The organism is Paraburkholderia sp. A3BS-1L (assembly GCF_051125215.1).
In the GTDB taxonomy this organism is placed as follows: Bacteria; Pseudomonadota; Gammaproteobacteria; order Burkholderiales; family Burkholderiaceae; genus Paraburkholderia.
Map to the genome: position 1 here is coordinate 530,660 of NZ_CP120445.1, position 12,035 is coordinate 542,694.

11 protein-coding genes are annotated in these 12,035 nt (G+C 65.0%); 7 read left to right on the forward strand and 4 right to left on the reverse strand.

The genetic code is table 11. The features are described 5' to 3' along the window. Positions 1–25: 25 nt before the first annotated feature. Complete coding sequence (locus tag P5W99_RS33130) at positions 26–1,606, reverse strand: alkaline phosphatase family protein (RefSeq protein ID WP_434665489.1); 1,581 nt, start codon at positions 1,604–1,606, stop codon at positions 26–28. 100 nt (positions 1,607–1,706) lie between these two features. On the opposite strand from P5W99_RS33130, the gene P5W99_RS33135 reads away from it, so the two are divergent. Further along, positions 1,707–2,516: an IclR family transcriptional regulator domain-containing protein gene (locus P5W99_RS33135; RefSeq protein ID WP_421028075.1), complete on the forward strand. Its 810-nt coding sequence runs from the start codon at positions 1,707–1,709 to the stop codon at positions 2,514–2,516. A 60-nt stretch (positions 2,517–2,576) separates the two neighbouring features. On the opposite strand, the gene P5W99_RS33140 is transcribed toward P5W99_RS33135, so the two are convergent. Further along, entirely contained in the window at positions 2,577–2,945 is a 369-nt protein-coding gene (locus P5W99_RS33140) for a hypothetical protein (RefSeq protein WP_421028753.1), read from the reverse strand. 431 nt (positions 2,946–3,376) lie between these two features. Between P5W99_RS33140 and P5W99_RS33145 the strand changes: the two genes are divergently transcribed. From P5W99_RS33145 to P5W99_RS33165, 5 genes are all read left to right on the forward strand, one after another. Further along, positions 3,377–5,311, forward strand: a complete 1,935-nt coding sequence (locus tag P5W99_RS33145; protein WP_421028076.1) for an SMP-30/gluconolactonase/LRE family protein — start codon at positions 3,377–3,379, stop codon at positions 5,309–5,311. Positions 5,312–5,357: 46 nt separating this feature from the next. Further along, the gene (gene acuR / locus P5W99_RS33150) at positions 5,358–5,996 is read left to right on the forward strand and encodes an acrylate utilization transcriptional regulator AcuR (protein ID WP_421028077.1); all 639 of its coding nucleotides are present in this window, start codon (positions 5,358–5,360) and stop codon (positions 5,994–5,996) included. Between the two features lie 62 nt (positions 5,997–6,058). Next, positions 6,059–7,042, forward strand: a complete 984-nt coding sequence (acuI, locus tag P5W99_RS33155; protein WP_421028078.1) for an acrylyl-CoA reductase (NADPH) — start codon at positions 6,059–6,061, stop codon at positions 7,040–7,042. An 89-nt stretch (positions 7,043–7,131) separates the two neighbouring features. Beyond that, entirely contained in the window at positions 7,132–7,773 is a 642-nt protein-coding gene (locus P5W99_RS33160; protein WP_421028079.1) for a DsbA family oxidoreductase, read from the forward strand. Positions 7,774–7,832: 59 nt separating this feature from the next. Further along, complete coding sequence (locus tag P5W99_RS33165; protein ID WP_434665494.1) at positions 7,833–9,419, forward strand: Na+/H+ antiporter; 1,587 nt, start codon at positions 7,833–7,835, stop codon at positions 9,417–9,419. Between the two features lie 32 nt (positions 9,420–9,451). On the opposite strand, the gene P5W99_RS33170 is transcribed toward P5W99_RS33165, so the two are convergent. After that, entirely contained in the window at positions 9,452–9,892 is a 441-nt protein-coding gene (locus P5W99_RS33170; RefSeq protein WP_434665497.1) for a hypothetical protein, read from the reverse strand. 285 nt (positions 9,893–10,177) lie between these two features. Here P5W99_RS33170 and dbpA point away from each other — a divergent pair, with 285 nt between their 5' ends. Continuing rightward, the gene (dbpA, locus tag P5W99_RS33175; RefSeq protein ID WP_421028082.1) at positions 10,178–11,575 is read left to right on the forward strand and encodes an ATP-dependent RNA helicase DbpA; all 1,398 of its coding nucleotides are present in this window, start codon (positions 10,178–10,180) and stop codon (positions 11,573–11,575) included. 64 nt (positions 11,576–11,639) lie between these two features. Here the strand turns inward: dbpA and P5W99_RS33180 are convergent, their stop codons facing one another. After that, positions 11,640–12,026, reverse strand: a complete 387-nt coding sequence (locus P5W99_RS33180) for a nuclear transport factor 2 family protein (protein ID WP_421028083.1) — start codon at positions 12,024–12,026, stop codon at positions 11,640–11,642. Positions 12,027–12,035: the final 9 nt, after the last annotated feature.

Sequence of the window (12,035 nt, forward strand, 5' to 3'; positions counted from 1 at the left end):
CGCCCCTTCCTGCCACCGTCCGCCGCTACCAGTCGCCGAGCAGAATGCCGCCCTTCTCGGACACTTCCGTCCAGCGCTCGACGAAGCGCGCGGGCGCGGTCTGCCGCAAGGTGCGGTGGCGCAGCCAGTCGAACAGACGCTCGTGCATCTCGGCGCGCACGCCCGCGTGTTGCGCATCGCGGCCCAGGTCGTTCAGCTCGTCGGGGTCTGCCGCGAGGTCGAACAGTTGCGGCGCAAAGCCATCGTAATGGATGTATTTCCAGCGGCCGTCGAACACCATGAAGCAGCGGCAGCCGTCGAGATCGCGGCCCAGCAGCGTGCGCGTGCGCGAACGGAACGAATAGTCGAACTCGCTGAAAACGGCATCGCGCCACGTCACGCCGGTTGTGCCATGCAGCAGCGGCTGCAGCGAGCGCCCTTCGACGATATGACCGGGAATCTCCACGCCCGCCGCATCGAGGAACGTGGGCAGCAGGTCGATGGCCTCGACGAGCCGCCGCTCGACCGTGCCGCGCGTGGCGTCGGCCTCGGGGCGCGGATCGACGACAATGAGCGGCACGCGCGACGACGCATCGTGAAAGAGCTCCTTCTCGCCGAGCCAGTGATCGCCCAGGTAATCGCCATGGTCGCTCGTGAATACGATCATGGTGTCCTGGTCGCGGCCGGTTTCGCGCAGGAACGCGAACAGGCGGCCGAGGTGGTCGTCGATCTGCTTCACGAGCCCCATGTAGGTCGGGATGACCGTCTCGCGCACCTCGTCGCGCGCGAAGCTCACGCTCTCGTCGTGCTGCATGAACGCGCCGAACACCGGATGCGGATGCTCGCGCTCGTCCAGTGTGCGCGTGGCGGGCTTCACATCCTCGGGGCCATACATATCGTTGTACGGCGCGGGCGCCATGTACGGCCAATGCGGCTTGATCAGACTCAGGTGCAGGCACCAGGGCGCGTCGCCCTGCTCGCGGATGAACGCCATCGCCCGGTCGATCATATAGGGTGTTTCCGAGTGCTCCTCGCTCACGCGCGCCGGTTTGGACGCGTGACGCATCTTCCAGCCGCTCAGGATCTCGCCGTCCTCTCCCTGCGCCGAATTTGCATAGTCATGCCAGGGATTGTCGCCCTCGTAGCCTTTGCTGCGCAGGTAATCGCAATACGGCGTTTCGACGCGAGCACCGAAGAGGCCGGGGTGAATGCCGTCGTCGCGATCGAACGGCTCGAAGCCGCACTCTTCCACGAGCACCGCGCCCGGCGATTCATGGGTCATGCCGAGGCGCTGCATGCCGGCCTTGTCGGCAACCATGTGCGTCTTGCCCGCCAGCGCGACACGCATGCCGCGCGTGCGCAGGTAGTCGCCGAGCGTCAGCTCGCCAACGGGCAGCGGCACGAAATTCCAGTACGCGCGATGGCTCGCCACGTAGCGGCCCGTGTAATACGACATGCGCGACGGCCCGCAAACCGGGCTTTGCACGTAGGCGCGCTCGAAGCGCACGCCGCGCCGCGCAAGCGCATCGATATTGGGCGTTTGCAGCGTCGGGTGGCCGTAGCAGGACAAGTAATCCCAGCGCAGCTGGTCGCACATGATGAACAAGATGTTCTTGACTGTCTCCATCGCTTGTCTCCTTGAGTTAAGGCAAGCGTAGAACAGCCCGGATGCGCAACCCAGCAATTTCTGAGATGATTTCACTCAGTGAAACGCAACGGATTCAGCCATGTGGTCCCCGAAAGTCAAGACGATCGACGCGCTCGAACGAGGCCTCATCACGCTCAAGACCCTGCAGGAGTTGCAGGCCGCGAGCCTGCACGATTTGCATCTGCACACTGGCATTTCGAAGGCCACGCTGCTGCGCATTCTTCTGACGTTGGAACGGCAGGGGCTGATCTGGCAGCGGCTGGCCGACGGGCTGTTTCGCCCGAGCTACACGTTGCAGGCGCGCGCGCGGCGCATCGATCGCGTGGATCATTTGATCGAATGCGCGGCGCCGGAGTTGGACCAGTTGCAGAGCCGCATTCTCTGGCCATCGGATCTCGCCGTGCGGCGCGGCACGACGATGGCGCTGTGCGAGTCGAACCGCACACGCTCGTACTTTCTCGTCAACCGCGACAAGCTCGGCTATGAGATCAACATGTTGCGCTCGGCAGTCGGACGCGCGTATCTGGCGTTTTGCCCGGATGCGGAGCGCGAATCGCTGCTCGAAGCGTTGCGCTCGGGCCAGCGGCCAGGCGACGAGCGGGCGCATGACGGGCGTTATGTCCGGCAGTTGATCAACGAAACGCGGCGGCGCGGGTATGGATCGCGTGAGCGCAATTTTGGCGGCTCGTATACCCAGTCGCGGGCGCAATACAACGACGGCTTGTCTGCGCTTGCCGTGCCGATCGAAGCGCCCGATGGTTCGATTGCCGGCTGCGTCAATATCGTCTGGTTCGAACGGCTTTTCAAGGTCGAGGATATGGCCGCGCGCCATCTGGACGATCTTCGGGCCGCCGCCGGGCGGATCGGGGCGCGCTTGAGCGTCGAGTAGGCGGGTTATGGCGGCTTGCTGCTGTTTCGCGGCACGTGGCGTTTTGCGAAAGCCACAAATTCAGAGCTGGGCCTGGCACAGCGACATCATGCGCTGCACCATGGTCGACGCCTCGTTGAGCTCCATTTCATTCGTAAACAGCACCGAGACGCTGGAAAGCCGCACGGCAATACCCGCGCCAAGCAGATCGCGGCTTGCGATCTTGAGCGCCAGCTGGCCAAGGCGAACGCGATCGAGCCAATGCATCGTCAGGCCGCCCTTTTGCAGCCATTCGCGGCAGCACGAGACGACGTGATCGACGCGCCATTCCTGAGTCAACGCGTAAGACGACGCGGCGATGGCCACAAGGTAGCAAAGCAGGTCCGGGCGGGCGCTGCTCGCTTCGACGAATTCCGTTTTCACTGGCTTGCTGTCCCTGTTTTCAGACATGGATTCCATACCTATGGCCGGACCTGCCAAAAACAAGCATTCTGCATCGAAACGGCCCGCGCCGGAGCATCGGTCCGCCAACATTTCTTCACGCGAAAAATTGGCGTAAACGAAATGCAATAAAAAATCCGCGCATGTCCAATGAGTTAAATCCCGTTGATAACCCCGGAATATTCCCTACGTCCGGCCGCATGCCTTTCCTGGTTTCGCCTTCGGCCCGGGCACGTCAATTGCGCACGCACCCCGTCGCCGCTCCGATCGATTAAAGGAAAAAAATCCAGCCGCCGATTAAAACCAGTGACACGAATATTTAGAAACATGAGCCAGTGCCGCTGATTTCGTTAAGCAACATGCATCGCGCATTGCCCTGTCGCAGCCGGCAAGCCCAGCCCGTCGACGACATTCGAACTCGTTGTATCCGGAGTTTTTTCATGAAGAAGAACAAAAAGCACCTTGGCGCGCTGCTGTCGGCCGCCATTTTTGCCGCGTCCGCCGCCGCGCTCGCCCCTGACGCACAGGCGCAGCAATACACCACCGACTGGCTCGCCAACACCTACGGCACACTCGCGGCACATGTGGGCAATGGCGCACGCTCGATGTGGGTCGCGCCCGAAGGCGTCATTTACACCGCATCGTTCTGGGACGAGAACGAAGGCGGCATGGCCATCTATCAGAACGGCAAGAGCATCGGCTCGATCGGCCTGCATAACGAATTCCAGGGCGGCGCCATCACCGGCAACGCCACCTCGATCTTCGCGGCCATGCAGGCCGGCACCGCCTACGGCAGCGGCACGGTCGGACGCTACAACCGCGCGAGCGGCCAGCGCGACCTCACCATCAGCGTGAGCGCATCGACATCGGTCAGCCGCGCCGATGTCATCACAGGCCTGGCCACGCAAAACGCGCTGCTCTACGCGAGCGACTTCCCCGGCAACCGCGTGCGCGTCTTCACGACCGACGGCGCATGGCAGCGCGACATCCCCATCGCGAGCCCGGGCGCGCTCGCGCTCGACAGCGCGGGCAACGTCTGGGTCGCGCAGAAGGGCGCGGGAACGATCGTGGAATTCAGCCCCGCGGGCGCGCAATTGCAGACGATCCAGATGCCGGCGGGCGCGCAGCCCTGCGCGCTCTACTTCGATGCATCCACAGGACTGCTGATGGTGGGCGACGAAGGCCCCGACATGAACATCAAGCTCTATAGCCTCGCGGGCACGCCCACGCTCACGGGCACCTTCGGTGTGACGGGCGGCTACCTCGACACCACGACTGGCACCAGGGGGCAGGTAGGCGCCAAACGCTTCACGCGCATCACGGGCATTGGCAAGGACACGGCCGGCAACCTTTATGTGCTCAACAATCCGTGGGGCGGCGCATGGGACCTCGGCCGCAACGGCGGCACCGACATTCACGCCTACGATCCCAACAGCAATCTGCTCTGGAAGCTCCAGGCGCTGAACTTCGAAGGCGTAGCCGCGCCCGATCCGGCCACCGACGCCGCGCTGTTCTACACCGGCACGGCGATCTTCACGGGCACGGCGGGCGGCACCTTCGTCGCCAATACGGTGGATCCGTTCACCTACCCGAACGATCCGCGCCTGAACATGAACGACACGCAACGCGACGAGCACTTCGGCCAGCTCGTCTCGGTGGGCGGCAACCGCATTCTCGTGGCGTCGGGGCAGAATCCCGCGATCTTCTACTTCTTCCACTTCAATCCCGCAAGCGGCTACATCGCGATTCCCGACGGTTCATTGCCCGGCCCGCTGTTCAAGACGACGATCTCCGTCACGGGCGGCTTCTGCATCGACAGCAAGGGCGACGTGTGGGCCGGGCTCGACCGCACGAACCACATTTACCATTACCCGCTCACCGGTTTCGACGGCACTGGCAAACCCTCATGGGGTCCCGCCATCACCATTTCGACGCCCGTGAGCGCGCGGCCGATCACGCGCATCGTCTATCAGCCAGAAAGCGACACGATGATCCTCGCGCAAGGGGTGGCCGGAAGCTGGGACTGGACCGCCATGAACGGCCATATCGAGGTGTATCACGGCTGGGGTGCGGGCAATCGCACGCCAGGACCGGTCATCAACCTCACCAGCGCCAATCCCAAGTCGATGGCGGCAGCGGGCAATTATCTGTTCGTCGGCTATGTGCACACCGTGCCGAATGTCGACGTATTCGATCTCACGACAGGCCAGCAGGTCACCACGCTGATCAATGCAAATCCCGGCGCCATGGATGTGGGCAACGACGTGGATTCGATGTATGGCCTGCGTGCGTATTTGACTTCGACGGGCCAGTACGTGATTACGAAGGACAATTACAACGGCAGCAGTGTAGTGGTGCACAGGTGGACGCCCTGAAACGCAGGCATTGAATTTTTGAGACGATCGGTCTAATATCGCGTTCATGAATGCTCCGACCGTCAAGCCGCGCCGCGGCCGCCCGCCGAAAGACCCGCGCGCTCATGCCGACACGCGCGATCTGCTGATTCGCGCGGGCCTGGAAATGCTGACCGGGCAAAGCTTCGCCGCCACCGGACTCGACGCCATGCTCAAGCGCGCCGGCATTCCGAAGGGCTCGTTCTATCACTACTTCGAGAGCAAGGAAGCTTTCGGCCGCGACCTCATGGCCGCTTACGATCGCTACTTCTGCGCGAAGCTCGACCACTGGCTGCTCGATGCAACGCGTCCCGCGCTGGAGCGGCTCGGCGCATTCGTTGAAGACGCGAAGTCGGGCATGGCGCGTCATGACTTCACGCGAGGCTGCCTCGTCGGGAACCTGGGGGTGGAGGTCGACGTGCTTCCCGAAGACTTTCGCGAGCGCCTGGAAGGCGTGCTGCAAGGCTGGCAGGCGCGCGTGGTCGCGTGCCTGCGCGAGGCGCGACGCGAAGGCGCGATTCCGAAGCCGACCGATCTCGACGCCCAGGCCGCATTCTTCTGGATCGGCTGGGAAGGTGCGGTGCTGCGCGCGCGACTCGTGCGCAACGCCGCGCCGCTCGATACGTTTTTCCGGGGTTTCATCGCCGGACTGAATGCCACGCGGTAGCGGATCAACGAAACGCTTCGCCCCGCGCCCTTTTTCTCTTTCATTTCATCACCGAGGCCCTCATGTTCAAAGCCATTCTGATTGATAAGGAATCCGGATCATACGCGGCGCGCGTTGCCGAACTCGACGAATCGCGCCTGCCCGACGCGGATGTTCTCGTCGACGTGCAATACAGCACGCTTAACTACAAGGACGGGCTCGCGATCACCGGCAAGAGCCCGGTCGTGCGCAGCTTTCCCATGGTCCCGGGCATCGATTTCGCCGGCACCGTCGCGCAAAGCGCCGACCCGCGCTATGCCGTGGGCGATACGGTCGTGCTCAACGGCTGGGGCGTGGGCGAGCAGCACTGGGGCGGTCTTGCGCAAAAGGCCCGCGTGCAAGGCGACTGGCTGATTCCGCTGCCGCGTGGCCTGAGCGCGCGCCAGACCATGGCGATCGGCACGGCTGGCTATACCGCGATGCTTTGCATTCTCGCGCTCGAACGCTACGGGATCGCCCCGGACCATGGCGACGTGCTCGTGACCGGCGCGAGCGGCGGCGTCGGGAGCTTCGCGATTACGCTGCTGGCACGGCGCGGCTATCGCGTGGTGGCCTCGACCGGCAAGCTTCAGGAAGCCGCGTATCTGCAGCAGTTGGGCGCGGCCGAGGTCATCGACCGCGCGACGCTTGCCGAGCCGGGCAAGCCGCTGCAAAAGGAACGCTGGGCAGCGGCCGTCGATTCGGTCGGCGGCCATACGCTCGCGAACGTGTGCGCGAGTCTGCGCGCCGATGGCGCCGTGGCGGCCTGCGGCCTCGCGCAAGGCATGGACTTGCCGGCCACGGTTGCGCCGTTCATCCTGCGCGGCGTGAGCCTCATCGGCATCAACAGCGTGACGCGCCCCTTCGCCGAGCGCCAGCAAGCGTGGCAGGCGCTGGCCGAAACACTCGATCTGAACGCGCTCGACACCATCACGCGCGAGATCGGTCTGGCCGACGCCATTCCGGCCGCGAGCGATTTGCTCGAAGGGCGCGTGCGCGGCAGGCTCGTCGTCGATGTGAACGCTTAGGCGCTCGCGCGAGCGGCGCGGCTTGCATCATGGTCGGCGAGGACGTGCGAGAATCCTGCGCATACGTCCTCCCCTCCCTCGGAAACGCCATGAAACAAGCGCTGCAAATCGACTTTGTCTCCGATATCGCCTGCCCCTGGTGCGCGATCGGCCTGTCCTCGCTGCTCCAGGCGCTGAAGAATCTGCACGACACCGTCGACGCCACGCTCGCCGTCCACCCCTTCGAACTGAATCCGGATATGGGGCCGGGCGGCGAAACCATCGTCGATTACCTCGGCAAGAAATACGGCCGCACGCCGGAGCAGATCGCGCAAACGCAGGAGGCGATTCGCGAGCGCGGCGCCAGCGTGGGCTTCACGTTCGGGCCGCGCACGCGCGTCTACAACACTTTCGACGCGCATCGCCTGCTGCATTGGGCCAGCCTTCGGGGCAAGCAGTTGCCGCTCAAGCTCGCGCTGCTGCGCGCCTATCACGGCGAAGGCAAGGACACGAGCGACCACGACATGCTGGTTCAGGCCGCGCAATCGGTGGGACTGAACGCCGACGAGGCGCGCACCGTGCTGCAAAGCGGCGCCTATGCCGACGAAGTGCGCGCGGAAGAACAGCACGCGCAGGCGATGGGCATCCAGTCGGTGCCGGCCATCATCCTCAACCAGAAGTATCTGGTGAGCGGCGGCCAGCCCGTCGAAACATTCGAGAATGCCATCAAGCAGGTGCTTGCCGAAGGCTGAAGCCGCCTCGCCGATCCATTGAATCGATCGAATCGATCCGGCATTTCACAGGGGACACCATGTCGGCAGTCTCGGCATTCAAGCTCGTGCTGCTTTCGCTCATCGCCATCATCGCGCTGGAGCTGCTTGCCAAACGCCTGCGCCTGCCGCCCGCCGCGGCGCTGCTGGTGGGCGGCGCAGCGATGGCGTTCGCACCGGGGCTGCCGCCCGTCGTCATCGATCCCGACCTCGTCCTCATCGTGTTCCTGCCGCCGCTCCTGATGAACGGCGCCTATTTTTTCGTCTGGGCCGACTTCAAGCGGCATATCACACCCATCCTGCTGTACGCGATTGGCGCCGTGGCGTTCACCACCTGGGCTGTCGGCCTCGTCGCGCACTGGATGGCGCCCGGGTTGCCGTGGGCCGTGTGCTTCGCGCTGGGCGCAGTGGTCTCGCCGCCCGACGCCGTGGCCGCGAAAGCCGTGCTCGAACGCCTCGCGCTGCCGCGCCGCCTGATGGTGCTGCTCGAAGGCGAAAGCCTGCTCAACGACGCGGCGGGCCTCGTGCTGTTCCGCCTCGCCGTGGCCGCTGCGCTCACGGGCGCGTTCAGCACGTCGGGCGCCGTGCTGAGCTTCTCGGGACTCGCGCTAGGCGGCATCGCCATCGGGTGGTTCGTCGGCTATCTCACCATCAACCTGCTGCGGCTGCTCGACGACGACTATCTGATCATTACCGCCAGCGTCAGCGCCGCGTGGTTCAGCTACATCGCCGGCGAAATGGCCGGCGTATCGAGCGTGATCGCCACCGTCACGTGCGGCATGTATCTGGGCTGGCATCAGCACGAGGTGTTCTCCGCGCGCGTGCGCATGCGCGGCACGGCGTTCTGGGAGGTGCTCGTGTTCGTGCTCGAAGCGCTGGTGTTCGTGCTGATCGGCCTATCGCTGCGCGGCGTGATCCACCGGCTCGGCGGCGCGGGCGAGGCGTTCGCGCAACTCGGCCCGGCCGCGCTCGCCATCGTTGCGGCGGTCGTGCTGTCGCGCTGCGTGTGGGCGTTCGGGCTGGAGACGATCCGCGTGCTGGTGCATCGCTTTGCGCCACGCCGCATCGCGGCCGCCGATTTGCGCTCGGCCGCCGTAGTGAGCTGGGCCGGCATGCGCGGCGTGGTCACGCTGGCCATCGCGCTCACGCTGCCCGAATCCTTGCCCGGGCGCGATCTCATCCTGTTCGCGGCGTTCGCGGTGATTCTCTTCACGGTGCTGCTGCAAGGCCTCACCATCGGCCCGCTGATCCGGCTCGTCAAACCGCTGCAGGACGAAGACGCCAACGCCCGCTACCTCACCGAGCCGCAAGCATGGGCAAGGCTGCTCGCAGTGCAGCTTGAGGCCATCCAGCCGCTCGTGCACGGGCCGGACGGCAGCGTGATTCACCCGCGTCTGCTGGAGCAGTACACGTATCGGGCCAATCTGTCGCGCACGCTCGAGAGCGCACCCGCACTGCCGAACGATGTGCGCACCGCGCATTACGACGTCGTGCTTGCCGCCGTGAGCGCGGGCCGCGCGGAAGTGTTGCGCCTGCACCGCGCGGGGCTCATCGACGATGCGATGCTGCATATGATCGAGCGCGACCTCGATCTCGAAGAGGTGGGCGCGCAACATTCGCGCGGGTGATCGGGGCGACCCCGGGAAAACGGTGTGCGCGCTCATGCCGGCCTGCATGCAGCGGGAATGCCGAGCTTGTTGCGCTTCTGATTGACAGCCCTTGTCGAGCGGCCAGTGAGCCGCGCCAATTCGGCATCGTCCAATACGCCGAGCAAGGCGATATGCTCCGGCGGCCACGACAGATGCGCGGGCGCGGCAGGCGGAATGCCCAATTCCCGCCGTTTCTTTTGCACAGTCGAAAATGAAACGCCGCCGATTCGCTCCGCCACCCGGGCATCGGACAGTGTGCCGAGCAGCGCAATCTCTTGCGTGGTCCATGTGCGGGTCAATTTTGTTTTGTGATTGCCGGCGCTACTCGAGCGATCGCGCCGTTTGCCCCCGCTGGGCCGGGATCGTGCGGCGCACGGTGCATCGGTTTCGTAATCGGCGGCCGATGAAGCATGGTTGATCTGCGCGACGGTGTGTTCGAAGCGGTTCGTCATTGCGATGCCCCTGTTGTGTAGAGTTGCCCGGCATCTATCCTCTATACGCTATTTTTATCCTGAAACACGAAAATTCCTAAATCCGGCTGGCGCCCTGATTCGCGGCGCATCAAGCCGCCAAAAAAATCCATCCCCTTGACCTTCCACAAACGGAACGCCCTCCCGCACGCATCGGCTAGAATTGCGCCACGCGCGATGCCGCCATCGCAGCCCGATCCATCCCCGCCGCGCCGCGCCCTCCGGGCGAACGCCGCGCCGCATCTGCCCCCGGGGGCGAGACCACGAATGACGAACACACCCACCGCCACGCCCTTCAGCGCGCTTGCGCTCGCGCCCGCCGCGCTCGAGAACCTCACGCGGCTCGGCTATGTCGAGATGACGCCCATCCAGGCCGCCAGCCTGCCGATCGCGCTCGCGGGCCACGACCTCATCGCCCAGGCCAAGACCGGCAGCGGCAAGACCGCCGCCTTTTCGCTCGCGCTGCTCGCGAAGCTCGATGCGCGCCGGCTCGACGTGCAGGCGATGATCCTCTGCCCCACGCGCGAACTGGCCGATCAGGTCGCTCAGGAAATCCGCCGGCTCGCGCGCGCCGAAGAAAACATCAAGGTGCTCACGCTGTGCGGCGGCACGCCCATGAAGCCGCAGACGGCAAGCCTCGAGCACGGCGCGCACATCATCGTCGGCACGCCGGGGCGCATCATGGATCACCTCGAGCGCGGCATCCTCTCGCTCGACGCGCTCAACACGCTCGTGCTCGACGAAGCGGACCGCATGCTCGACATGGGTTTCTTCGACGACATCGCCAAGGTCGCGCGCCAATGCCCCAAGGAGCGCCAGACGCTGCTGTTCTCGGCCACCTACCCCGAAGGCATCGCGAAGCTGAGCCAGCAATTCCTTCGCAATCCCAAGGAAGTGAAGCTCGAAGAGCATCACGACGACAGCAAGATCCGCCAGCGCTTCTATGAAGTCAGCGACGACGAGCGCCTGCACGCAGTAGGCATGCTGCTGAACCACTACCGGCCCGTGAGCACGATCGCGTTCTGCAACACCAAGCAGCAATGCCGCGATCTGCTCGATGTGCTGCGTGCGCAGGGCTTTCATGCGCTCGCGCTGCACGGCGAGCTCGATCAGCGCGAGCGCGACCAGGTGCTGATCCAGTTCGCGAACCGCAGCTGTTCCGTGCTGGTGGCCACCGACGTGGCCGCGCGCGGTCTCGACATTGCGCAGCTCGAAGCCGTGATCAACGTCGATGTCACGCCCGACCCCGAGGTCTACGTGCACCGCATCGGCCGCACCGGGCGCGCGGACCAGGACGGCTGGGCGCTGAGCCTCGCGAGCATGAACGAAATGGGCCGCGTGGGCGGCATCGAGCAGGCGCTCAAGCGCGAAGTCGAATGGCAGCCGCTCGCGTCGCTCACGCCCGCCAGCGACGCGCCCTTGCTGCCGCCGATGGAAACCGTGCAGATTCTCGGCGGACGCAAGGACAAGATCCGCCCCGGCGACGTGCTGGGCGCGCTCACCGGCGAAGCCGGCTTCAGCGGCGCGCAGATCGGCAAGATCAACGTCACGGATTTTTCGACCTACGTGGCCGTCGAGCGCAGCATCGCGCGCAAGGCGGTGAGCAAGCTCAACGCGGGGAAGTTGAAGGGCAAGAAGGTGCGCGCGCGCTTGATGGAAGAGTAAGCGGGCGGAACGGGCGGGCCGCAGATCTCCTGCGCACGCCGCCGTTCACCTGCTCAGAACGAACTCAAGACGCGCTCGCGCGGTGATAGTCATCCGCGCCCCAGTAGGCGCGCATGCTCACGATCTTGCCGTGCGCATCGAACTCCATCACATCGGTCACGTCGATATGCGCCGGGCCATCCGCGCCCGCGATATGCACCTTGAACGTGATGGTGGCCGCGTTCGCATGCGAGCCGCGCGGCGGCGCAACCAGTTCGAGCCGCGCGCCCACCGTGGTGGCGTGGCCATAGAATGCGTCGATCTCCGCGCGCCCGCGCTTGAGCGGCGAGCCCACGGGGTCTTCGACCGTGGCATTGTCGGCGAACAGCGCAGTGACGCGCGCCGCGTCGTTCGCGTTGAACGCCTCCACGTATTCGCGCAGGCGCGCCTTCATGTGTTCGGTGTCGCTCATCGTGCAGCC